The 25,457-nt window shown below is 38.7% G+C and carries 21 protein-coding genes; 8 read left to right on the plus strand and 13 right to left on the minus strand.

The features are described from left to right. Positions 1 to 22 precede the first annotated feature (22 nt). A complete protein-coding gene (locus LKF16_RS07105; RefSeq protein WP_291470007.1) occupies positions 23 to 799 on the minus strand; it encodes an SDR family NAD(P)-dependent oxidoreductase in 777 nt (258 codons plus the stop codon). Between the two features lie 144 nt (positions 800 to 943). Between LKF16_RS07105 and LKF16_RS07110 the strand changes: the two genes are divergently transcribed. After that, positions 944 to 1,522, plus strand: coding sequence for a TetR/AcrR family transcriptional regulator (locus LKF16_RS07110; protein ID WP_291470008.1), 579 nt, complete (start codon positions 944 to 946; stop codon positions 1,520 to 1,522). 40 nt (positions 1,523 to 1,562) lie between these two features. On the opposite strand, the gene LKF16_RS07115 is transcribed toward LKF16_RS07110, so the two are convergent. From LKF16_RS07115 to LKF16_RS07135, 5 genes are all read right to left on the minus strand, one after another. Further along, a complete protein-coding gene (locus tag LKF16_RS07115; protein WP_291470009.1) occupies positions 1,563 to 2,840 on the minus strand; it encodes an O-acetylhomoserine aminocarboxypropyltransferase/cysteine synthase family protein in 1,278 nt (425 codons plus the stop codon). Further along, entirely contained in the window at positions 2,815 to 3,672 is an 858-nt protein-coding gene (locus LKF16_RS07120; RefSeq protein WP_291470010.1) for a homoserine O-acetyltransferase/O-succinyltransferase family protein, read from the minus strand. Before LKF16_RS07120 ends, LKF16_RS07115 begins: the two co-directional genes overlap by 26 nt. Positions 3,673 to 4,025: 353 nt before the next feature. Then, positions 4,026 to 5,186 (minus strand): MalY/PatB family protein, encoded by a 1,161-nt coding sequence (locus LKF16_RS07125; RefSeq protein WP_291470012.1) that lies wholly within the window; start codon positions 5,184 to 5,186, stop codon positions 4,026 to 4,028. Then, positions 5,186 to 6,046, minus strand: a complete 861-nt coding sequence (locus LKF16_RS07130; RefSeq protein WP_291470013.1) for a DUF3737 family protein — start codon at positions 6,044 to 6,046, stop codon at positions 5,186 to 5,188. Before LKF16_RS07130 ends, LKF16_RS07125 begins: the two co-directional genes overlap by 1 nt. A 198-nt stretch (positions 6,047 to 6,244) precedes the next feature. Continuing rightward, positions 6,245 to 7,522 (minus strand): esterase/lipase family protein, encoded by a 1,278-nt coding sequence (locus LKF16_RS07135; protein ID WP_291470014.1) that lies wholly within the window; start codon positions 7,520 to 7,522, stop codon positions 6,245 to 6,247. 471 nt (positions 7,523 to 7,993) lie between these two features. On the opposite strand from LKF16_RS07135, the gene LKF16_RS07140 reads away from it, so the two are divergent. The 3 genes from LKF16_RS07140 (at position 7,994) to LKF16_RS07150 (ending at position 10,190) form a co-directional block, all read left to right on the plus strand. Next, positions 7,994 to 9,373: an amino acid permease gene (locus LKF16_RS07140; RefSeq protein ID WP_291470015.1), complete on the plus strand. Its 1,380-nt coding sequence runs from the start codon at positions 7,994 to 7,996 to the stop codon at positions 9,371 to 9,373. 47 nt (positions 9,374 to 9,420) lie between these two features. Next, positions 9,421 to 9,663, plus strand: coding sequence for a DUF3781 domain-containing protein (locus LKF16_RS07145; protein WP_291470018.1), 243 nt, complete (start codon positions 9,421 to 9,423; stop codon positions 9,661 to 9,663). A gap of 137 nt (positions 9,664 to 9,800) precedes the next feature. Next, on the plus strand, positions 9,801 to 10,190 hold the full coding sequence (locus tag LKF16_RS07150) for a hypothetical protein (RefSeq protein ID WP_291470019.1): 390 nt from the start codon (positions 9,801 to 9,803) through the stop codon (positions 10,188 to 10,190). Positions 10,191 to 10,307: 117 nt separating this feature from the next. Here LKF16_RS07150 and LKF16_RS07155 read toward each other — a convergent pair whose 3' ends face one another. After that, positions 10,308 to 11,288, minus strand: coding sequence for an Abi family protein (locus tag LKF16_RS07155; protein WP_291470021.1), 981 nt, complete (start codon positions 11,286 to 11,288; stop codon positions 10,308 to 10,310). Between the two features lie 388 nt (positions 11,289 to 11,676). Between LKF16_RS07155 and LKF16_RS07160 the strand changes: the two genes are divergently transcribed. Both LKF16_RS07160 and LKF16_RS07165 read left to right on the plus strand, forming a co-directional pair. Continuing rightward, positions 11,677 to 12,615 carry an AEC family transporter gene (locus tag LKF16_RS07160; protein WP_291470022.1) on the plus strand — a complete coding sequence of 313 codons (939 nt, stop codon included), beginning with the start codon at positions 11,677 to 11,679 and terminating at the stop codon, positions 12,613 to 12,615. Between the two features lie 191 nt (positions 12,616 to 12,806). Then, positions 12,807 to 13,304, plus strand: a complete 498-nt coding sequence (locus tag LKF16_RS07165) for a GNAT family N-acetyltransferase (RefSeq protein ID WP_291470023.1) — start codon at positions 12,807 to 12,809, stop codon at positions 13,302 to 13,304. Positions 13,305 to 13,335: 31 nt separating this feature from the next. Here the strand turns inward: LKF16_RS07165 and LKF16_RS07170 are convergent, their stop codons facing one another. From LKF16_RS07170 to LKF16_RS07190, 5 genes are all read right to left on the minus strand, one after another. Then, a complete protein-coding gene (locus tag LKF16_RS07170) occupies positions 13,336 to 14,061 on the minus strand; it encodes a hypothetical protein (RefSeq protein WP_291470025.1) in 726 nt (241 codons plus the stop codon). 548 nt (positions 14,062 to 14,609) lie between these two features. Continuing rightward, a complete protein-coding gene (locus LKF16_RS07175; protein WP_291470026.1) occupies positions 14,610 to 15,785 on the minus strand; it encodes an NADH-dependent flavin oxidoreductase in 1,176 nt (391 codons plus the stop codon). A gap of 196 nt (positions 15,786 to 15,981) precedes the next feature. Next, positions 15,982 to 17,667, minus strand: a complete 1,686-nt coding sequence (locus LKF16_RS07180; protein WP_291470028.1) for a hypothetical protein — start codon at positions 17,665 to 17,667, stop codon at positions 15,982 to 15,984. 145 nt (positions 17,668 to 17,812) lie between these two features. Further along, on the minus strand, positions 17,813 to 18,982 hold the full coding sequence (locus tag LKF16_RS07185; RefSeq protein ID WP_291470029.1) for a MalY/PatB family protein: 1,170 nt from the start codon (positions 18,980 to 18,982) through the stop codon (positions 17,813 to 17,815). A 67-nt stretch (positions 18,983 to 19,049) separates the two neighbouring features. Then, entirely contained in the window at positions 19,050 to 20,714 is a 1,665-nt protein-coding gene (locus LKF16_RS07190; protein ID WP_291470031.1) for a hypothetical protein, read from the minus strand. A 443-nt stretch (positions 20,715 to 21,157) separates the two neighbouring features. On the opposite strand from LKF16_RS07190, the gene LKF16_RS07195 reads away from it, so the two are divergent. Then, positions 21,158 to 22,552, plus strand: a complete 1,395-nt coding sequence (locus tag LKF16_RS07195; RefSeq protein ID WP_291470033.1) for an APC family permease — start codon at positions 21,158 to 21,160, stop codon at positions 22,550 to 22,552. Between the two features lie 68 nt (positions 22,553 to 22,620). Next, positions 22,621 to 24,018 carry an amino acid permease gene (locus tag LKF16_RS07200; protein ID WP_291470035.1) on the plus strand — a complete coding sequence of 466 codons (1,398 nt, stop codon included), beginning with the start codon at positions 22,621 to 22,623 and terminating at the stop codon, positions 24,016 to 24,018. A 773-nt stretch (positions 24,019 to 24,791) separates the two neighbouring features. Here LKF16_RS07200 and LKF16_RS07205 read toward each other — a convergent pair. Next, positions 24,792 to 25,451: a TetR/AcrR family transcriptional regulator gene (locus tag LKF16_RS07205; protein ID WP_291470037.1), complete on the minus strand. Its 660-nt coding sequence runs from the start codon at positions 25,449 to 25,451 to the stop codon at positions 24,792 to 24,794. Positions 25,452 to 25,457 lie beyond the last annotated feature (6 nt).

Below are 25,457 nucleotides of genomic sequence, written 5' to 3' on the forward strand. Positions count from 1 at the left end.
GAACTATCAACCAGTAATCGCTCTAGTGCAGAGTATTACTGGTTTTTTTAATATCAAGATATGGTTGCAATACTCGCTTTGCTCTTTCGACACTATATTTATGATGGTTCAAGTCAATTTCATTGCCTAAATTATCAAAAAATTTAGCTGTATCGTTGATGTTCTTAGGTCGATCTGCCAACTTTTTAACAACAGAGACACGTGTATTTGAAGCATTTCGAGTCCATTCCATTAAGTCCGATTTAACCTCGCCTGGAAAAACTGCATTTACTGTGATTCCAGATGATTTAAACTCATCAGCCAATAAGGTCACGAGTAAGGTTTTATGAGTCAATAACCACAATCCACGCAACAACTCAGTAGATTGATTTTCTGTTATCATCCCTAATCTGACCGCCGTTGGAGCGCCAGTGATCAAATAAATCCGGGCATCCTTTGACTTTTTAAGAAGTTGCTCAAGATTAATCGTTAATAAATAATGGCTTCGCAAATTGATTTTGATATTCTCTGATTTTGTTTTTGGCATGACACCAGCACTGTGGACTAAAATATCGAGTTGCGAAAATCTTCTTTCGACAGCTTGTGCGACCGCTTCATTTTCACGTGAGTCGGATAAATCACCAAGTACATAATCGACTTGTCCACTCGCCAAATCCTCACCAATTTCTTTACAGGCACTTATTGCCTTAGCTTTATTCCTACCAACGATAATGACATTGTCGCCCACTTCAACAAAACTTTTGGCAATCGCTTTTCCAACTCCGGAAGTTCCGCCGGTAATCAATACGTTTCTAGTCATAATATTCTCCTTTGAAGCATTTGATATTTGTACACCTGTCCATGACAAGATATAATCAAAATCAATTAAGAACTAGTGACAATATCTACAGTTCGTGCAAATATAGACACTTTTAAAAAATTGTCCAAGTAGAAATATTCTGAAATGAAATATCAATATGACCAGACAATCAGCCGAAGTTCAAGAAGAACTATCATGGCATTCTCGAATGCATTAGCAGAATTATTGACGAAAGAATCTTTTGAAAATATTACCGTCAATTCAATTTGTCAGGAAGCTGATTATCCACGCTCAACTTTTTACAATTATTTTGAGGATAAATATGATCTACTGGATTACTGTTGGGCTTGGTTGTTTGGGCAATTGCATTTTGAGACTATGGAAAAATCCGACCAACAAACTATGCTTATCCAAGCAATGGATCGAATCTTTGACTTTGCGACTGAACATATTGATTATCTGAACAAAATCCTCAAAAATAATTCAGCTGGCTATTTATACAACAGCTGCAAACAATATTTTTTAAAAATCTCATTTAACATTTTCACAGAATTATTTACTAACCACACCAACGCACCAGTTGAATTAGTCGTTGAACATTGTTTTTCTGCAGTCATGATCGTCCTAGAATGGAAATTCATCCAACATCACAACATCAGTAAACGAGAGGCTAATCAATATTTGGATGAACTAACAATTTATCAAACCAAGAATGTCTTCTAACTAAAAAAACTCAAGCCACGAAGGTTTGAGTTTTTTTAGTTTAAAGTTTGTCTAATCCTTGTTTCAAGTCAGCGATAATATCGTCGGCATTTTCAATTCCGATCGACAATCTGATCAAGTCTGGCGTGATTCCGGTTGCCTTTAATTCTTCTTCATTGAGTTGGGCATGTGTCGTTGATGCTGGATGAATGATCAATGATTTAGCATCCCCAACGTTAGCCAGTAGTGAGAAGATATCCAAGTTTTGAATCAACTTCTTACCGGCTTCCTCGCCGCCAGTTAAACCAATTGTGAAGATCGAGCCAACACCTTTTGAAAAATCACGATCAGCTAATTTTTTATAAGGACTATCATCTAGTTCTGGATATTTGATCCAAGCTACCTTGTCGTTATTCTTCAAAAAGTCGATGACTTTACGAGTATTTGAAACATGACGTTCTACACGCAATGACAATGTTTCTAATCCTTGAAGCAATAAGAATGAGTTGAATGGACTGATGGCACTACCAGTATCACGAAGGACTTCGGCGCGCACCTTAGTAGTGAATGCTCCACCTTTCAGGTCAGCGAAAACTAAGCCGTTGTATTGTGGATCAGGAGTAGTGAATTCTGGATATCTACCAGAAGCTTTGTAGTCGAACTTGCCATTTTCAGCAATTGTTCCACCCATGGTAGTTCCGTGACCACCGATAAATTTCGTTGCTGATTCAACAACAACATCAGCACCAAGGTCTAATGGACGATACAAGTATGGTGTAGCAAAAGTATTATCAACGATCAACAAGATGCCGTGCTTGTGGGCAATTTCTGCGATTGCGGGAATATCGGCCAAGTTGATGTCAGGATTACCAATACTTTCAAGATACAAAGCCTTAGTATGGTCGTTGATTTCCTTTTCAAAGTTTTCTGGGTCGTCAGAATCTACAAAGTGTGTTGTAATACCAAGCTTTGGCAAGGTGACGTTGAACAGGTTATAAGTTCCACCATAAAGAGTCGAAGCTGACACAATCTCATCGCCTTCGGCAGCGATATTTTCAATTGCGGAAGTGATTGCAGCGGCACCGGTTGCTAAGGCAACACCAGAAGTTCCGCCTTCAAGTTCAGCAATTCTTTGTTCCAAAACAGCTGTAGTTGGGTTAGTTAAACGTGTATAAATGTTTCCTGGATCTCTTAAAGCAAATCTATCAGCTGCTTGTTGTGGGTCTTTAAATACGTATGATGTCGTTTGATAAATTGGAACTGCTCGTGATCCTGTTTCATCGACTGTTTGTCCTGCGTGTAATTGAAGTGTTTCAAATTTGTAATTGTCTTTGCTCATAATTATTCTTCTCCTCTTGAATCTGGTTTAACCAGTTGTGATATAAATTTAAACTGCTGTGGTGCCAACGAGTATACGTGGGGATCGGGTCGGTCAGTGAAATATTGGTCGGTTTGTTGATAGCTTGGTGTTTGTTCAGATCCCGATAATATTCATCCACTAAGGTATTGGCCTTGTATTCAGGATGTCCCATCACATAAATACTGTGGTATTTTCGAGCCTCTAAAAAGAAAGGTCCGGTTTGGTCGTTGTCGGCTAAAATTTGTAATTCTGGTACATCTTTGACTGCCTTGGTTTCAACTTTGCTATACCGCGACTGCGGCATGAGGAAATTCCTCGGCAAACTCGTGTTAGAAACTTGGTTGTCATAGACCCCAAAAATTTTTCGTGTCACGTTGACCTTAGGAATTTGAAAGTCGGCATATAATGCTGCTTGTGCGCCCCAACAAGTAAACAGTTGAGAAACTGTATGACGGCGACTCCAATCTTGAATCTCCAAAAATTCATCCCAATAATCAACGTCCTCAAAATCTAATTTTTCAACCGGAGCTCCGGTCACGATCAAGCCATCGAAGTACTGTTGTCTGATCGAATCTAAAGTAGCGTATCGATAAGCCAATTCTGCTTGATTGCCATGTTTCCAAATATGCGATTTGGGATACAAGAACGTCAATGCGACTGGCGTATCCAATTCTGCAAACAATTTACTGATCTGCTCTTCTGTATCAGCTTTAGTTGGCATCAAGTTCAATACCAAAATTGAGTACTTTGGATCGATTTGATAATTTTCTGGTTTATTTTGGGTCAATCCATTTAATTTTAGAACTGTCATATCCGCTACTCCTTTCTTTTTGAGAACAAAAAAAGTCCCCATGTCAGCAAATGCCGACATGGGGACGATGTGGTCGTGGTACCACCCCAATTCATAGACTTGCGTCTACCTCAACGATTCGTTAACACGTCTGTTAATAAATCCGGGATGATATCGCATCCTTGCGTAATTTCAGCTTACACCGAAAGTAAGACTCAGAGCTCATGTTCGATAACTTTTCCCTGCCATCTTTTCACTAACGATGGTCACTGTTTCAGTTACTAAATTATCTACTCTTCTCTTCAACGTCTAAATTAGAATTTGTTTAATTAAATTACTGATTAGTTTAAAACGATTCTAGAAAAAGTCAAGTGTTATTCTTGAAAATCTTTAATTCCTTGTCTCAATCGATTGAGCCCATCCCTTACCATATCAGTAGGACAAGCCACATTCATCCGCAAAAAATAATTTCCGTCTCCGCCATAAACATTTCCTGACGAAAGGAATAATCCGGTATCTTCACGAATGAATTCTTCTAATTTTTGCGAATCGTCAGAGACATTTTTAGTGTCGATCCACAACAAGTAAGTTGCTTCTGACGGAATCAATTTAACTTCAGGCAGATTTTCTTTCAAGTAATCGGCAACTAATTCACGATTGCTTTGTAATTTCTCCTTTAATTCATCCAGCCATTTGTGGCCGTGTTCATAAGCTGCAACCGTGGCAGGAATGGCGAAAGAATTAGGTTCACCCAGTTCTTCAGAATTGATCCCGCGGTTGACGATATTGCGTAAATTCTCATTTGGCACAATGATCGTCGCAGCATGCAAAGCAGCAACATTAAAAGTCTTACTTGGTGATACGCTGACCATCAGATTTTGAATCAAGTCTTCTGGTAATGAAAACATTGGCGTATAGCCATCTGCTGTAAATGTGATGTCGCCATGGATCTCGTCGCTTAAAATAGCAACGTGATGCTTGTTAGCCAATTTAGCAATTTTGATCAATTCATCGCGAGACCAAATTTTTCCAACTGGATTGTGTGGATTGCAGAGAATCATCAATGTCGTCAAAGGATCGGCCAGCTTTTTTTCCAGATCAGCAAAGTCGATCTGATAGCCATCGCCATCAAAAACTAAGTCGCTAGATAAGACGTGGCGACCATTATTGACGATCGAATTGTAAAAAATATTATAAACTGGTGCTTGGACTAACACATTATCGCCAACGTTTGAAACGCGTCGCACGATCGATGAAATTGAGGGAACAACGCCAGTCACGAACATCATCCAGTCAGTTTTAGGACGGAAATGATGTTCAGTCTCATACCAATCAGCTACGGCATTGAAATAGTCATCGTGTGGCTCTTCATAGCCAAAAACAGCTTGATCTGCCTTATTTTTAATCGCAGACACGATTTCTGGCGCAACTTGGAAATCCATATCAGCCACCCACATAGGTAGCTCATTCGGCTTAATATCCCATTTCACAGAATCGGTCTTGCGACGGTCGATTGTTTTCTCAAAATCATACATTAGATAGTCGTCTCCTTACTGTCTTCAGTAATAATCTCTGTCTTTGTACGGTCGATATCTTCATCATCAAAAATCAAATCATCGATATACTTAGCCTTGATCTTACCGTTGATCGGATTTTTAACACTCATGATATCTGTCGTGATCTCAGCGTCAATATTTGAACAATACTCAAATGCTAGGTCAGTTCTGAGCAGCTTGCAGTTTTCCATCTTCAAGTCGTCGATGTAACAAAGACCTTGGTCACTTTCGATCGTACAGTTAACAAAGCGGATATTCTTAGTATTCCAAGCCAAATATTCGCCATTGATGACTGAATCGTAAACAGTGACGTTTTCGCAATTCCAAAAAGCATCTTTTGATAAGAATGTTGAATTGTGAACTTCAATATTTTTTGCACCGTCAAAAATATAATTTCCAACAAAACTCGAGTTGTCGACACGGATATTTTCACTGTTCATACCAAAGTAGTCGCCAGTAGCTTGAACATTGTCGAGCTTAATATCCTTGCAGCTCCAAAGCGTTTCTTCAGCATCTGAAAAATGCACGTTTTGTAAATCGATCTGATTGCTACGTCTAAATAATTTTGGTGCTTGTAAAGTACTGTCTTTGATTGAAATATCATCGGTATACCAAATACCAGAACGGGACATAGTTTCAAAAATAGTATTGGTTACCGTGACATGTTTGCTATACCAAAGTGGATATTTCCATGTAAAAATACTGCCATCCAAGTTGATATTACGGCTTTCTTTTAGTGGCGATTCACCTTCGCCAAAAGTCGTGCTGATAATATTTGCGTTTTTCTCATTGAATAAAGGACGTTCACCCATAAAGAATTTGTTAACATAATCTGTCATTCATGATCCTCCTTAACTTTACAATCATTAAACACCTTAAAGTCTGCTCGAAGGCAAGCCCTATTAATAAAAAAATTTTATTCGCTTTCAATACTATTAAAAATCTTTCTATTAACTATGAACATACCAAATACAAAAAACCTTGTAAAATCATACGTTTTACAAGGTTTTATTGAATTATCAGGGGGTAGAACTAGGTTATGCGTCCAAGCCTCTTAATTTACTGAAGAGGTCTTGGTAGAACGTTAATACTTTTGTACCATTCTTTTGATCACGATTTCCTTGGGCATCTAGACCAACAAAGTCATTGTGGTCCCAGCCTTGAACAGGTTCGTTATATTGCCAAGTACCCTTAACGGCATTAGCATCATCAGAATAATCAAAGATACCTTTTGTAGTTGTGGCATCTTGTTGAGCAGCTTGTCCAAATGGAGCTTTGGCAGAGATAACTGGAACACAACCATCACTAGCCCACCAGCTAGGATCATTGCCGTAGTTACCAATGTAGGCAGCACCAACACTAAAGTAAGGTGCGATCCCTTTGATTGGTTTTGCACGACCAGTCAAGCTTGAAGTCGTTGTAGCATTTCCAGCATATGTGAAGTAGTACTCGTCAGGTGACAAGTCGGTTCTAGCAGTAATTGCATTAGCACCAGCGATTGAAAGGTCATAGATCGAATTATCGTTTGATGACCAAGCTTTACTGTTGATAACACGTTTGTTCCATGAAGCTAAACCTTCACCAGGTTTTCTGACTAATCCCCATTGGTCAAGTTTGTAGTCAGTTGACATTGGTTTGAGAGTCGTTGCATCACGTGGAATTTGTACGCCAAGCAAGTTACCAGTATTGATAACGTCACGAACTACTTGGTTGATTGGTGAATCTGTCAAAGGCGTACCATTATGAACACCAGCAATTGAAGTAACTGATGCAATCCAGTGGTGGCCACCAGCAAATAGTGGGCTGACTTGTTCGCCAGCTGCTTGACTAGCAGCTTGTTCTTCAGCATTACCATTACGAAGCATCGAATCGAAATCACGGGTAGTTTGACCACCCATTGAGTGTCCGATCAAATGGATCTTCTCAGTGTCTGAGAGTTGTGGATAGATACCGGGATAAGTTCTGCCGTAACGAGCGTGACCGTATTTTTGAGAATGAGCTAACCCATAGTCAACCCGTCCACCCTTTAGATAGGCATAAAGTTCACAAGTACGATCCCAATCACTACCATATGGACTAACAACAGCCTCTAAAGCTGCTTGATCGCCATACGTAGAATCAAGGTTTTTGATGACGTTGTTAGCACGTCCGCCCCAATATACGAAGCTAGGGATCTCGTCTTGTCCATATCCGTTGAGACCATGAACAAAGACAACTGGATAATCGTTTGAAGCCTCGGCTTGATTGGTATAACCGAAAAACGAAACAATACCAGCGAATAAAAACAGAATAAAAGTATATCTAAGCTTTTTCATGTTTCCCCTCCTATAACAACAAATTGTTGAAATGTTGAATGGTTTTATCTTAGCAAATAAACCCACGTTTTGTAAATGCTTTCACAATTGTTATTATATGTAACGTCGCTACATGGCAAGATAATTGACTGGTATACCTACAATTAAGGGAATAAATAAATTTTTTCTTAAGTAAACGGCAATAATGCCGAAGATCATTTTGTAAAAAATAGTTTTTTGATTTTTTACTAAAATATCAAACAATTCAATTTTTTTAGCCTACTTATCAACAATATAAATTCGATAAATTAAGCCATTTTCGTTCGTAATTTTTTATTAGTGATATTATAATAATTGTAAACGTTTTAATTTTTTTCTAATAATCCACTATTTTTAAGAGCTTTATAGCTTGATATATAGTATTATTGTTTGAAGTAACACTACATCTGTTTAGCAAGTCTGAACAACAGATTTATGAAAGGCGGTACATTCTTGGAAGATAAGTCTTTAAATAGAAGTTTGTCATCAAGACAGATGCAAATGATTGCCCTCGGTGGGACAATTGGTGTCGGTCTTTTCATGGGTTCTGCTTCGACTATCAAATGGACAGGCCCTTCAGTTTTAATCGCATACGCAATCGCAGGACTGATTCTTTACATGGTCATGCGTGCTTTAGGTGAAATGATCTACACCGACCCATCAACTGGATCATTCGCCAAATTCGGTTCCGAATATATTCATCCAGTTGTCGGATATCTGACAGCTTGGAGCAACGTCTTTCAGTGGTTAGTCGTTGGTATTTCTGAAGTTATCGCTGTTGGGACCTACCTTGAATTCTGGTGGCCCAACCTTCCACAATGGATCGTCGGTGTCGTCGTAGTCGCAACGCTTTGTCTAGCCAACTTAACTTCTGTTAAGGCTTATGGTGAGATGGAATTTTGGTTCTCATTGATCAAAGTTGTCACGATCATCTTCATGATCATCATGGGACTATTAGTCATCCTATTTGGTGTCGGTAATCACGGACATCCAGTCGGCATCAGCAATCTTTGGACTAACGGTGGCTTTTTCACAGGCGGTCTAAAAGGATTCATCTTTGCCCTATCGATCGTTGTCGCTTCATATCAAGGTATTGAAGTTATCGGTATCACTGCCGGTGAGGCCGAAAATCCTCAAAGCAGTATCGTTCACGCTATCAGAACCATCGTTGGTAGAATCTTGATTTTTTATATTGGTGCTATTTTTGTAATCGTATCAATTTATCCTTGGAACAAATTAGGTACAATCGGTTCGCCATTTACCGAGACTTTTGCTAAAGTCGGCATCACTTTTGCGGCCGAGATCATCAACTTCGTTGTTTTAACAGCTGCTCTATCTGGATGTAACTCCGGAATGTTCAGTGCCAGTCGAATGCTTTACACATTAGGCTTGCAAGACAACTTACCAAAATCATTCAAAAAAATCTCTAAATCAGGCGTACCTTACGTCGCCGTATTAACCATTTCTGCAGGTATCTTGATCGGTTTGATCATCAACTTCTTGATGCCGATCCTGTTCCATACGCCAAAGGACATTTTCGTGGTAGTTTATAGTTCATCAGTTCTACCAGGAATGGTCCCATGGTTCGTTATCCTATTCAGTGAACTGCATTTCAGACGACTGAACAAAGATAAGATGAAAGACCATCCTTTCAAGATGCCACTTTATCCAATCAGTAATTACTTAGCCATCGCAGCCTTATTGGTGATTCTAGTCTTCATGTTCTTGAACCCAGAAACAACCATCTCGCTGATGATCGGTGTCATATTCTTAGTATTTATGACAATTTTCTATTTTGTTCGTGAAAAGTTTCAGTCACGGAAGCAAAATTAATTAAAAGGTACTGGCCATTGAGTCAGTGCCTTTTTTCGAGGTAAATCATGATCAAACAAATTATGGAAAACATTTGCTACACAGAATTAGTCTTTGACCGCATCAACAAAAAATTAGGAACTGACCTGAATCAATCTGAGATCAAATCGTTCATCCAAACGACTTTAAAAAGACCCGACTGTGTTGTCGAACACTTAGGCAAAAACTACTATGTTACTTGCCCTTCGCAATATATTAGATTAACTGTCAATGCCTCAAATTACCGATTAATAACCGTTGATAGAATCTAATTTGGCCTTATCAATCAGTATATTTGATGCAATCTTTTCTAAAAAAGAAGGACCAACTAAAATTTTCTTTTAACAAGATAGGTCAAATCATATATAATATAAATATATTTATAATATATATAGGGAGATTTATATTTATGAAGAAATTTAAAGCATTATCAGCTGTTCTTGCAACAGTATCAGTTTTAACCTTTGCAATTGGACCAGTGGCTCATCTAACACAGGCTCACGAAGCACAAGCATCAAGTAACTTTGATATTCCAGTTGGAACTGTAACTCATGCAACTGGAACTCTCCGAGCATGGAGCGATGGTTATGAACCAGTAGTACATCTTTATACCTTCAACGGGGACACTCCACATATCTCATACACACGTAGTGTATCCAATGGCTCAAAGTGGTACACAGATGAATATAAGACTGCACCTAATAAAAATGATGTAATTCTCAGATATTATCGAGTTTCAACCAATGAATGGATCATCAGTTCTGATGTTGACAACATCGATTGGGATTACGCCGACTAATCAATAAATCACACTACATTTAGAATAATGATTAACAGAAACTCCAAATCAAATTACGAAAATTTTGATTTGGAGTTTTTTTATGACGAGTCTTTCATCATGATAAATTAAGTTTTTTTATAATAATTGTTGGTAATAGCTCGGAATGTGCATATCGTGCAATATGGCTCCAAATTCAACTGATACAAATTTATTGTCATATTCCGAAAGTAAGCTTAATAACCTACGTTTTAAAATACTATAGTCTCTCTTATTCAGAACTAATTTAAGGGCTAAAACTAATTCAAAAACTCCCTTTTGACTAGATATTTCATAGTTTGTTAATTCCAAGTTCCTTTTTATATTACGAAACGATGGACCTTTTTTTAAATATTTCGAATAGGTTATTTCCCCATGTGCAACCGCATTTCGAAAATGATTAACAATATGATTTATGGCCTCAATTGAATCAGTATTTATTTTTATTCGTTGTTTATAAGATCGATAATATTTTTTGGAAAAATCTTCCGCAATTGTAATTTTAATATCCTTTTCAGCATTCACATAAAAATAATTTAGGTCACCAAAAGTTAAAAAATTGACCAAAACCCATAATGGGACATGTCCATGATTATTGACATAATGTTTGATAGCATTATTTTCTTGTCCCCTGGCAGATTTTCGTTTAATGACATTCGATAATGAACTGATTGTACCTACAACCGATGATACTGCCGATCGATCTCTGGAATAATTATCCATTGCCAAATAAGAATGCTCTTCAGGATGTTTTTCTGAAAATCGATAGGATATTTCAGCTCCCAAATTAGCCTCATATTCTAACAACGAATCATATAAAATCGATCTAAGCTTCTTATCAAAGTCGTATAAATTTTGAATTTCACCAAATGTCGCCCCCTTAATGTATCGCTCAGGTTTAATTATTTTTCCATTGGAATTTCTTTGAAGAAATAGCCACTTGTATCCATTTATTATTGAATAATATCCAAACTGTTCTAGACTACGTTTCGCAGAGGATTCCACGAACAAACCACGACTTCGCAAAATTTGTAATTGTTGATTGTGAGTTTTAAACGGTTTTGAATTTTTTAGCTTCATTAACTTCCCCATAATATTATTTTAAGAAAACAAAAGCCTCAATTCTGTGCGCAGAATTGAGGCTTTGTTAGTTTGGAACCTACTCCTCGGGCCCTCCAAACTTGATCTCTACGTTCATGGTAATATTTAAAATTTATATTTTCAACCGTTAAAGTAAAGAACAATTATTTAAATATTCAATTCATAAAAGAAACAATTTCAAAATATTTTGACTTAATAATTAATGAATTTTACTGGTTTTTGTTATTGCACAAAATTGTTTGCGCCTACATTACTAAAAATACTATTTATTCTCTTTTAAAATTAGAAAATTATTAAAAATGGCTCCCAATCAAAAATTAAAAGCGTAACATAGACACTATATAATTTTTGATAGGGAGTTTTTTGTATGGGAGTATTTGTCCAAAGTGTTCAAGGAATACTGATCATTATCGGACTTATCGCGGTTGGTTATTATTTGGCCAAGCGTGGCTGGTTCAACGATAGTGCCACTAGTTTAATTGCCAAAATCGTTACGCAAGTAGCTTTGCCAACTTACATGATCTACACGATCACGCACGACTTTACTGCGGGTAAATTGGTCAAACTCTTGCCTGACCTTGCTATTCCAGTCTTGTCGATGACAATTTTGATTGGTATTTCTTGGGTTATGATCAAAGTTCTTCATATTGAAAAAGGTAAACGAGGTTTATTCTCGTCAATGTTCTTCAACTCAAATACGGTCTTCGTTGGACTTCCAGTCAACATGGCTTTGTTTGGGACGAAGAGTTTGCCTTACGTTTTGGTTTACTACATGGCAAACACGACTTTCTTCTGGACGCTTGGTACCTACTTGATCCAAGCCGATGGTGAAAAATCTGCCCAGTTCAGTTTGAAGAAAACGCTAGGGAAAGTTTTCTCACCACCGCTACTTGGTTTTATGATTGGTCTAGTTTTGGTCATGTTCAACATCAACCTACCAGGATTTTTGATGACCGACTTTCAATATCTGGGTAATTTGACCATTCCGCTATCAATGATCTTCATTGGTATATCGATTGCGCACGCTGGACTGACCAACGTCAGCTTCCACAAAGACAACCTGGGAATCTTGTTCGGTCGTTTTATCATGGCCCCAGTCTTAATGTCAGTCCTCTTCATTTTCATCCCTGGACCCGCATTAATGAAGCAAGTCTTCATTATCCAATCAGCCATGCCCGTTATGACAAACGCCCCTGTTGTGGCACGTTTGTACGGTGCTGATTCAGACTATGCAGCCATCATGGTTACTGAAACCACTTTGCTTAGTTTGATCGTAGTGCCAATTTTAATGATGATAATCAAATAATTTCAACAGACGCTAATTTTTTAAAAAATCGGCGTCTATTTTTTTGTCAAAATTTAGATTAAATCATTTCATTGAAACCGCATACAAAACGCTAGATAATTGATATACTTCAAGGTAGGTGGTAAGTACTCACCACGCTTAATTTGATTGATTTTCCAAACTATTTAATTCAAAGATCTAGGAGGATTACCATGAAAGATTATGTTATCAAAAGAACTTATGGGGCGACTGATTTTGATGCAGTCAAAGACGTTTATTATCAGACTTGGAAAACCTCTTATCAAGGCATGATCCCGCAAGAATATCTGGACAGTCTTGATAAAACCATTACTTGGCATCCTGAAAAGTTAGTTGGCAGCACGTATATCGCTGTTTCCCAACAAAATAAAATTATCGGCGTCTGCACATATGGCCAATCACGCGATGAAAGATTTCCTGATATGGGCGAAGTCTATTCGATCTACGTCTTGCCTGAATGGCAGTCAGGCGGAGTCGGCCAGTCTCTTTTAGCCAGATCACTCCACAAACTAAAAACCCAGTACGACCAAATCTACTTAGCCGTTTTAGAAAAAAATGAACCGGCTCAAAAATTTTATGAATCGTTTGGATTCAGCCAAACAGAATATACGACTACCACTGAAACTTCCTACGGAAATCTACATGAAGTAATTTATATGACGAAAGAATGACTAACGGAATTGTCCATCAGGGCAATTCCGTTTATTTATTAAATTTTTGATTGATAACATCCGTCAGCGTCAACAAATCTTCAGATACTGGAAACAAGTATTCCGGACTCTTACGATCGATCACAGCCGAGTTGTTGAGGTGATAATCGTCAGCCCCAACATTTTTGATCCAGACATTATATGCTTGATCGTGAATACCATATCCGTCTGAACCCATCAATCCATTAGCCTTAAGATATTTAATATGCGTTCTGTCAGCCATATTTGATTTGTTTTTATAAATACCAGTAATAATCTTAGACCCAATGATCGGCAACGGATACTGGTCATATTCAATTAGAACATCCTTGCCAGAATCTCGAATAATGCCACTATTCATAGCAGTCTTAATAAATTTGCCGCGAAGCTTACGCTCCCCCTTGATAACCCGGTCGACCTTGATAGTAACCCGAGTGACCGCCCGACCATCGCTTTGTGGCATCCGCTCAAGATTATAAACAGTCCCACCAATCAAATAATCGCTAGACAACTTCAAAGTCTCCAAATTAGAAGCCGGCCCAACCCCGCATTCATCATTAGAAAGACTAGTTTTCGGATGAGCCATCTTGGCAGTCAAATGTTGCCATTTCAACCTATTTTGTTTAATCTCAATTCGATCATTAGTCATAGCACTAGTAGTCGTATGAGCACGCTGAAACCATAACCCCAAAATCAACATGGAAAAAATTAAAGAACCAACCAAAACAGTTTTTTTCATGATTACCCCATCTATTAGTTAGAAATTATCACTTATATAAATATACTATGATATATAGTGATAATTTCCAAGCAATAACAAAAAGCCTGCCAAAAAAATTGGCAGACTTTTTGAGTCTTACGATAAGGAACGACTTTTCACACGGAGACGATGTTGGGCAAAAGCCCAACGAGTAATTAACCATATTCAGAGTGAACCAATTTTATCTCACGAGGAACAAGTGAGATATGAGGTTGGGCGAAGCTCAACGAACGCACTAAAACTAAGAGTGAACCGACCAACCCCAATCCTTTGCAAACAAGGACGGCATACCCTCTTTCAAAATAAAAAGAGAATTTGACGTAACTCTGTTTAGACGGAGGACGAAAATCGCGTGGGGACCAAATGCTGAGATTATCCTTAGCAATTTATTGCTTAGGATAAGACCAAGCTTGAAGACAAGCCGTCACGCAGTGACACTTGGCTCCAAGTTGTGTCCAGCATGTCACGGATCCCCGAAAGCGATTTCCGTCCGGAGTCGGCCCTCACACCGCCAATCCAGAAAAACCCTAGTTACCTTCAACTCCTCCCATATTATGCACAAAATCATCCTTAGGTCGATCCGACCCAACCAAATGCAAGTCAGCATTCAAAGCATACAAGAAATCCAAGAAAGCCGAATTAATCCCCAACTCGTCCAATTCAGTAAGAGACAATTGATAGTTAATAGAATCCTCTTGCCCCAATTCAACCTTTTGAACCCACTTAGGATCACGAATCGACTCACGACCAATCGCCGCAAAATCAATCCCGGCATCAATAACTTTTTCAGCATCAGCCGGAGTTTCGATCGACCCAACCGAAATCAATGGCAATCTACCATTAACAGTCTCTTTGATCTTCAACACGATCGGTTCTGTATCAGACTTATCGTTCAATGAAGCTCTCCAAGCATAACCCATTGAAACATGGAGATAGTCAATTGGTTGATCTGCTAAGACATCGATAAACTTCAAAGTATCATCTAATCTGATTCCTGGTTCTTCGATCTCTTCTGGAGAAATTCGATAACCAACAATAAACTTGTCATCGCCATATTCTTCAACTGCTTGATGAACACGCTTGATAATTTCCAAACCAAAACGCATTCTGTTTTCTAAGCTACCACCCCATTTATCTGTACGACGATTTGAATGTGGTGAGAAGAATTGTTGCATCAAATATGTATTGGCACCGTGTAATTCGATGCCGTCAAATCCAGCTTGAATAGCACGACGCGTTGCTTGTCCAAAGTCTTCGATAATTTGTTCGATCTCGTCATTAGTCAACTCACGAGGTGTTTCAGCGTTGGGGCGCAATGCCGCTACCGCACTTGCGGAGACAGGTTGAACTCCACGCAAAATTTTAGAGTTCGACATCCTACCAGCGTGAAAAATTTGTAAAATAGCCTTAGTCCCATTTTGTTTCATAGTATTAGCTAATTTTTTCAAGCCTGGCATGAACTTGTCATCAGCGACTGAAGGTTCACCTTCAAATCCCTTTCCATCATCAGAAACATTCATTACAGGGGCGATGAACATCCCTACGCCACCAGTATGAATATCAAAATATCTCAACTCATCTTGAGAAATGGCACCATTTTCCAATGCAGCCGCTTCCGTCATTGGAGGAATAACGATTCTATTCTTGACTGTTACGCCATTTTTAAAAGTATATGGTTTTAAAAAATTATATTGTGTTGCCATTGATCAATTACCTCACTTATTTTTTTCAACAAGGTCATTGTAGACGGCATCATAATAGAAAAATAGTACGCACTTTAAAGTGCCTATGGAGCATAAAAAAAGCAACCTGTTCACACAGAACAGATTGCTAGAGCGACTTGCGCTCAATGTACGTCAATGCGTACCACGGACTCGAGGTTCAGACTTAAACATATATCTAACTTTGCTTTTTTAAAAGCCCATTTTTTATAATCTTTACAACTGACCGTTTAAAAATGATTAGTAAAGTTATTAATCCAGTCACAAGACTGACGGCCCAGCCAATCTTGCCAAGCGTAGTCGTTTGATACTTAACTGTGATCGTCCCCGATTTAAAATCCGGTGGCAATGTTGTTGATACTAAACCATTTTTTGACTCCGCCTCAGACTTCAGCGTATTCCCGGCATATTTAGTCGTCACTTGATAGCCTTTGTAAAATAATCTTGGTAATAATACCGTACGATCGTTTGGCGTATCCAACTTTATCTGTACTTCGTGATGATTGTTTTCTGTGATGGAATATCCTTGTTTCTTTGCTAAAAATTTGGGCGTGACCTGACTATTATTTTTGAGATTATAAGTCATAAAACCTCGTGGCTCATACTCGCCCATACTAATGCTGTATTTAGGTATAACTTGTTCACGTGAGCGTACTTCCTGCAAGTTGCTTTTGATGGGTACCATAACGGTCAAAACGGCCAACAATGCTAATCCCACTGGGACAATTGCATATTTGGACAATTTCAACGAACTTAATATTTCCCCTAAGACGTTTGCAGTAACAAATACTAGCAGCGGCAAGATGATGACGTTCACCCTAGTGATAACCTGAAGCATGATCAGTGGCTTAAAAGATTTAACTGCAAACTGCAACAAGTCAGGCGAAACAATCAGTGAAGCATATACAAGGATCACTACGTATGACTGCCAGATTAGTCTGTTTTTAAAATGAAAGCCTTTGTTTTTGAACAAATAATACAACAAGGAACCAACTAACAAGACTAGTAAGAGCGTTCCATTCATCGAGTTGAACTGTTCAATATCGAAGACGTGATTCTTCATCCAAACTGAATACACTAAAATCAAATAGTTCCCGTTGCCATCGACAGAGGTGCTGACAAATTTTTGTGCCGAATACTGTTGAAGAAATGGCAGTAAGAATACACAGGTCAATCCTAAGAATAATAGTGCAGATTTGACGAGTGACCACAAGATAACTTTTTTACGGAACACGGTTGGGATATTCAACAATACGATGATAATGATCGTGGCGACTGTGATTAAAAACGACAATATATGTGTGACTAACAGCAGTCCTAACGATACTGACAGTGGAATCCAATATTTAGTCTTGCCTTGGACTAATTTGAAGATGCTCAACAAAACCCAAGGAATGATAGCAAAGGCTGCTAATTCGCCGGCTGCTGCCCGTAGATAAATGACTTCGATCACATAATAAGAAGTCAGATATAGCGGTGCAGAGACGATCGTAGCCCAGGAGTTTTGAAACAGCTTCTGCATGACAAAATTGATTGAAAAAATACTCATCCCTACAAAAAACATGATGTAGGCGATATAGGAATGATAAACGCTCAGACCCAAGAGATGCAGCATAGCGAACGGATAAATAAAGAAGTTTCCATAAAAGAAACCGACGCCATAGCCTAATTTATTTAAGTATTCAAACCCAATTGGATTCGGAAAATGACCACTTGCGATGTTATTTGCCAACGATTGGATTCGTCCCATATGAAATCCTGGGTCATATCCACCAATCAATCCACCTTGAAATATTGGATAAATGATCAAGACAAACAGCAAAACATCGACGATCCATAAGATTATTTTTTCATTCTTCTTCACGATCATGCACCTGCTAATTTGAAAATAACTTGTTAACCCTAAATTAGCATTCAAATATGACATAATTCGCTCAATATTTTATAAAAAAATTATTTTAAATGAGACAAAAAATGGGCTTGCTCAATTAGCAAAGCCCATTCTTTGATTAATGTTTAGCTTGATACTTCTCTAATCCCGTCTTGAGACGATTCAATCCATCTTCGACTCGGCTACGAGTAGTTGCAAGATTCATTCTGAGAAAGTCGTTGCCATTTCCCTTGTATTTAGTACCTTCAGCCAGATACAAACCAGTTTCTTGACGTAAAAAGTCATTTAATTCTGCAGAGTCGTGACTGATCTTAGTAACATCGATCCAAGCAAGATAAGTAGCATCCCCCTTGACGACAGTCACATCAGGCAGATTGTCTTTAACAAATTCCGTCAACAACTCACGGTTTTTGCCGACGTACTCTCTTAACTGATCTAGCCAATCATGGCCTTTAGTATAGGCGGCAATCGATGCATTGATGGCTAAAACTCCGGGTTCATCATGTCCATTAGTTCCCACAGCAACTTGCAAACGTTGGCGAAGATTTTCGTTTGGTGTAATTGCCGTAGCAGCGTGCAATACAGCCAAATTGAAAGTCTTGCTTGGCGATACTAATGAAATACTGTTTTGGATCAATGATTCGTCCAATGAAGCAAATGGAGTGTATTGTTTTCCTGGCATCAAAATATCTCCATGGATCTCGTCAGAAATAACTAGCACATTGTATTTGTTCGTTAATTTAGCCAATTTCTCCAAATCATCTTTTGACCAAATATGACCTGATGGATTGTGCGGATTGCACAAGAACATCGAGGTCGTTTGCGGACCGCTCAATTTTTCTTCTAAGTCAGTCCAGTCGATCGAATATTGACCATCCTGGTAGATCAACTCGTTGTTCAAAATTTGGTGGCCATTGTTAGTGATCACTTTATAAAATGAATTGTAGTTTGGTTCTTGGATCAAGACATTATCCCCAGCATCAGTCAGATGACGCAAAATGTCTCCAATCGTCGGAATAACACCAGTGGTAAAAGTTAACCAATCTGGATCAACATCAAAATTGTGTTCGACTTTTTCCCAATCTTTCACTGCTTGATAGTATTCATCTGGGACGTATTGGTAGCCAAAAATTCCTCGAGCAACGTCTTGTTGCATAGCGTCGATAACTTCTGGAACTGTCTGAAAGTCCATGTCAGCTACCCACATTGGCAACTCGTTTTCGCCAACGTTCCATTTCGAAGAATTAGTCCCGCGACGGTCGTTTAGTTTGTCAAAATCTATTTTCACTTTGATATCCCTCCTGCGTGGTATTCATATTCAGCTTATCATTATTGGAGGGATCATTGTGAACTAGTCACTCGACTTTAGGTATAGATATTTTTCGAAGCACAATAACCATTAAAAGGACAAGCGTACACAAACTGATCAGCCAGCCTAACCTTGCTAGTACAGTACTAGAATACTGAATTTCCACCTGACCGGATTCAAAGTCTGCCGGTAGTTTGACAGCTGCCAAGCCATTTTTTGAAATCGCCGAGTTTTGAATTTTTTTACCATTATAAAAAGTTTTTACCTGCAAGCCTCGATAATAAATTCTCGGCAACATCATTACACGTTCGCCTTGATTGTCAGAAATTGAGACCACTGCATGGTGATGGTTATTTTCAGTGATTTTAAAGCCTTCGCTTTTTTCCAACGATTTGGGTGAAATTTGAAAGTTGTGATCAGTATTGTATTTCATAAACGCCTTCGGTTCATATTCGCCCAAGCTAATGCTCCAATCCGCAATCGGACCTTTGCGTGCTTCAACGTCGTGCAGGTTTTGCTTGATTGGTACCATGATTGACAGCAAGATAAGTCCTGCCATCAATCCAGTAATGATTTGGTGATGATATTTAGGCAATTTCGTCATTAACTGACCAAAGCAGTTCGCAATAATAAAAACTGATAACGGCAAAATGACGACATTAACGCGCGTGATACTTTGCAATAAGATCATCGGTTTAAAATGATGCACAGCGACCTGCAATAAATTGGGCGACAAGATCAATGACCCAAATAGAAACACAATTATAAACGACTGCATGATGATCTTGTTTTGAAAATATAGCCCGTGATTTTTGATTAGATAATAAACTAACGAGACCATCAGTCCCCAAAATAGAACTGGCCCATTCATCGATGAAAAAATCGTGGCATCGAAAAAGTGATTTTTCATCCAAATCGAGTATAGGATAATCAATTTATTGCCATATTGGTCAACCGCCGTACTGACGTATGGTTGAGCTATATATTGTTGAATAAAAGAAAATAAGAAGAAACTGGATAACCCCAGTGCTAAAATTCCAGCTTTTAAAAATGACTGCCAAATGGTTTTATTTTTGACCAAGGTCACAAAATTCAACAACACCAATATCGCTGCAGTTACCAGTAAAATAAGAAACGACAAAATGTGCGTCACTAATAGTGCACTAAAAGAAATCCCTAAGACAAGCCAGTATTTTGACTCGCCCTGCAACAATTTAAATAGACCCAACAAGATCCATGGAATGATTGCAAATGCCATCAGTTCGCCAGCGGCAGCTCTGATATAGATTACTTGAAAAAAGTAAAAGGAGCCTAAATACAGCGGTCCCGAAATTATCGTTGCCCAAGCGTTATGGAATAATTTATGGACAACCAAATTGATTGAAATAATGTTGGCGAGCACAAATGTCATCAGACATAAAATATAAGCTCGATAAGCGGACAAGCCTAATAGGTCCAGAACCGCAAAGGGATATAGGAAAAAATTTCCATAGAAAAATCCGACGCCGTATCCAAATCCATTCAAATATTCAAAACCAATTGGATTGGGAAAATGACCGCTTGCTAAGTTAGTCGCTAAGGCGTGGATCCTAGCCATATGAAATCCAGGATCGTATCCACCAATGATTCCACCAAGAAAAATTGGATAGATCATCAAAACGAATAACAGTACATTTACCGCAATTAAAAATAATTTATCTTTTTTACTCACATTGTTACCTCAAAATCATTATCTATTTTCATTAATAATTTGATTATTTTCAGAAAACCGTTGTAAGTAAAATTTTGCCAAACTAGTGCCATCAATACTAGTGGTTAGCTCTAATACGAAAATTTAGTTAGAATTTAAATTTAATATTTCATTGGATTTGACTTTTATATTTCTGAAACTTTTTCAAGTATCCATCAATATTGAAAAATAAGTATGAACGACCATTTCTTTAATATTCAGTTTTTGTCTAGACCATTGATGCCATTGTATTTCCAATCAAAATCGTTTTGAATTTTTAATAATTCACTCATTAACATGTGCTATAATTTAACCTTAAAGAATTCCAAATTGGGGTGTTGTTTTGCAGTAATTATTTTGGAATATTTATGATCAAATCCACTGGAGAATTATACGTTTCTAGTTACAGAATGGAGGGGGATTTAATGTTCAAATCCCTGTTTAGAAGAAAAGATGTTAAAGCCGCCTTGTTGGAAAAGCCGACTTTACAAAGAACTATCGGACCAATGGGACTGATCATCATGGGAATTGGTGTTATCGTCGGAGCCGGAATATTTATCACCCCTGGTATTATTGCCGCTAAATATGCTGGACCTGGCGTTATTTTCACTTATCTATTAGCCGCACTAGTTTGTGCTGGTGCAGCTTTTTGTTACTCAGAATTTTCATCATCGATCCCGTTGGCTGGTAGTGCATACACTTATGCCTATTCAACCTTTGGCGAGATCATCGCCTGGTTCGTAGGTTGGGCTCTATTGTCTGAGTACATGTTTACCGGAGCCACAGTTGCCGTTTCTTGGTCAGCTTACTTTAGAAGTTTGCTTGAAGGATTCGGGATCAAATTACCAACAGTTTTACAGTCAGCTCCTGGTACTCCAGGAAACCCTGGCGGGCGATTCGATATTATCGCCTTTATCGTCGTCTTGCTGATAACCTTCTTGTTATTACAAGGATTAAATGAATCAGTCAGACTAAATACGATCATGGTCGGCGTTAAGTTAGTCGTTATCTTCTTATTCGTCGCCATCGCATTGTTCTACATCAAGCCTTCTAACTTCAAGCCTTTCTTGCCTTATGGCGTTGGCGGTATTGGTAAGGGTGCCTCAGTTGCCTTCTTCGCGTTTGTTGGGTTCGATATTATTTCGACCGCAAGTGAGGAAGTTAAAAATCCGAAGAAGACTATGCCAATCGGTATTATTTCTTCACTTTTGATCTGTTCGGCACTTTACGCTTTAGTTAGTTTTGCTTTAGTTGGTGCAGTTAAGTACACTAAGTTGAATGTGGCTGATCCAGTTGCTTACGCTTTGAAGTACTTGAATCAAAACTGGGCTGCCGGGATCATTTCATTAGGTGCCATTATGGGAATGACGACCGTTATGATCGTTGTTATCTACGGTGGTACTCGCTTGATCTACTCAATCAGTCGTGACGGCTTGTTGCCAACTAGCTTGCACAAGATCAATAAGAAACACGTTCCAACTACTAGTACGATCTTGTTTGGACTAGTTTCAGCCTTTTCTTCAGCAATTTTGCCAATCGATAAAATCGCTGAATTAGTTAATGTCGGGACCTTAAACGCCTTTGCAATCACTTCGATCGGCGTCATCTTGTTGAGAAAGAGCAAGAATACACGCGACTTAGATCACGCCTTTCAAGTTCCTTTCTTCCCATGGTTCCCAATCATTTCGTTCTTAGCTTGTGCTTATCTTTTGGCAAACTTACAAGCATTCACTTGGGAAATATTTGGAGTTTGGACCACGATCGGGTTGATCCTATACTTCTTCTACGGTCATCGTAAGAGTAATTTAGCAACTGAGTAAGAATCGATTTTTTAAAAAATCGAACTGGACTAACTAGTTCTTCTAGCACGTTTCACAGGGGGTATTGTATGCATTTATTTCAAAAAAAGGATGTCGTCTCCGCACTAGCATCCAATAAAAAGTTGACTCGCTCATTGAGTGCTTGGGATCTCATCATCATGGGGGTTGGTGTGATCGTCGGTGCTGGTATCTTCATCACTCCAGGTATCATCGCCGCAAATTACGCCGGACCAGGTGTTATCTTCACCTATCTTTTAGCTGCAATCGTGTGTATTGGGGCAGCCTTTTGTTACTCTGAATTTGCATCGACCATCCCTCTAGCCGGTAGTGCCTACACTTATTCGTACACTATTTATGGCGAAATCATTGCTTGGATCATTGGTTGGTCACTAGTTGCCGAATACTTATTTGCAACCTCATCAGTTGCCGTTTCTTGGTCAGCTTACTTTAGAAACTTGCTGACTGGATTTGGCATTCACTTGCCACCAATGTTGCAATCAGCTGCTGGGACTGCCGGCAATCCTGCTGGACGTTTTGACCTGATTGCCTTTATCGTGGTCTTTTTAGTTGTCGTCTTGACCCTACAAGGTTTAAAAAATTCAGTTCGTGTTAGCACGATCATGGTATACGTTAAAATTTTCGTTATCATCTTATTCGTAGTTGTAGCACTATTCTTCTTTCAACCTAAAAACTTCGATCCACTCTTGCCATATGGCTGGACTGGTGTCGGTAAAGGTGCCTCAATTGCCTTCTTCGCCTTCTTAGGATTCGACGTAGTTTCGACCGCTAGTGAAGAAGTTAAAAATCCAAAACGCAATATGCCTATTGGTATCATTTCATCATTGCTGATCGTTTCAGTTCTTTATGGGCTGGTTTCATTTGCCTTAGTTGGTGCCGTTAAATACACTAAACTAAACGTTTCGGACCCTGTTGCCTATGCTTTGCGTGTTCTTCATCAAAACTGGGCCGCCGGAATCATCTCGCTTGGTGCTGTCATGGGAATGACAACTGTTTTGATTGTTATCGTCTATGGTGGAACTCGTTTGATCTACTCGATCAGTCGTGACGGCTTGTTGCCAACTAACTTGAACAAGTTAAATAAAGCCGGCATCCCAACCGGTTCAACAATTTTATTCGGTTTGATTGCCGCATTAGTCGCAGCTATTTTACCTTTGGATAAGATCACTGAATTGGTTAACGTTGGTACATTATTAGCCTTCTCGTCCACTTCTTTGGGTGTTTTATTCTTAAACAGAAATAAGAATACTAAGGATTTGGAACCAGCATTTAAAGTGCCACTTTATCCAGTATTCCCAGTTGTGGCGTTCCTAGCTTGCTTGTACTTGTTAGTTCAATTGCAGGCATTTACTTGGGAAATGTTCGCAGTATGGCAGTTGATCGGATTAGTAATCTACTTTGGTTATGGCTATCGTCATAGTCATTTGAATAAGAATAATATTAATTAATTGTATGAGAAAAGCCCGTTTGGCGGGCTTTTTTTGTTGCTTATTTAAACTTTTTTGATAGGTGGTATGCGGGCCGACTCCGGACGGAAATCGCTTTCGGGGATCCGTGACATGCTGGACACAACTTGGAGCCAAGTGTCACTGCGTGACGGCTTGTCTTCAAGCTTGGTCTTATCCTAAGCAATAAATTGCTAAGGATAATCTCAGCATTTGGTCCCCACGCGATTTCCGTCCTCCATCTAAACAGTATTAAATCAAAATCCTCTTTGTTGTTTGAAAGAAGGAATGTGATTTATGTTTGAAAAAAATAAAATTAGGTCGGTTCACTACTAGTGTCGGCCACAACAAATACAATACAAATTTCTACCACGACATATAAGGAAATAGTACCCTATTTATATATCTCATTTGGAACTAATGAGATTGAGTCGGGTAAAGCCCGACGAACATAGTTAAATACTGAAGTGAACCGACCAACTCCAATCTTTTGCAAACAAAGACCGCATACCTTATTTCTCTATATTTAGAGAATTTGACGTAACTCTATTTAGACGGAGGAAGGAAATCGATGCCCCGGCCCAATGGTGACATTGTCGTTAGCTGGCGACGACGCCAGCTTAGGACAAAAGGCAGCTTTGAGATTTTTTCGGTCTGTGAAAAAAGCTCAAAGTGTCTTCACCATGTTCCGGCCGACAAGGGCAATCGATTTCCTTCCGGAGTCGGCCCGCATACCGCCTATACAAAAGTCCAATTACCCAAAAAAGCCTTCCAAATTAATTGGTAGGCTTTCTTATTGCGTTTATGATCATCGTTTCGATTACTTGGAGATCCTTTTCAACATCAGTCTCTTTTCGTCCTGGAAAGATTTTATAATTCTGAATGAAGTAGATCAAAATCTGTGAAACCACTAATCGCATGATTTCGATTGGGGTCAATCCTGGTCTCACTTCTCCTGTCTGATCCATCAACTTTTGGAAAGTATCGACTATCGAAGGCCCTCTGCTGGTCATCATCTTGACAAACTGAGACTTGATTTCTTCTTTGGTCAATAACTCTGATAGCACTATCAAGGCGACTTCTTTGTTATCTACCAAAAATTGATAACGGTTGTGGACGACGAACTTTATTAAGTCCTCTAGATTAGCCTTTTTATTTTCCAATTCATTTTTGAACTCAACTACGTAAAGCGGAACAATGTTTTCCATTATTGGAGTGATGATAAATTTTAAGAGATCATCTTTGGTCTTGAAATATTTAAAAATCGTGGCCTGACTCATGCCGGATTCTGTGGCGATTTCTTGCGTTGATGTGCCTTCAAAACCTTTTTCAGAGAAAAGCTTCAGTCCAGCCATAATAACTTTTTTCTTACCTTTGGGCATATCGGCTTGATCGACCCAGGCTTTAAAGTCGTTTGCCATTAATTCTTCTGTCATGAGATC

It is taken from the genome of Companilactobacillus sp. (assembly GCF_022484265.1).
Classification (GTDB): Bacteria; Bacillota; Bacilli; order Lactobacillales; family Lactobacillaceae; genus Companilactobacillus.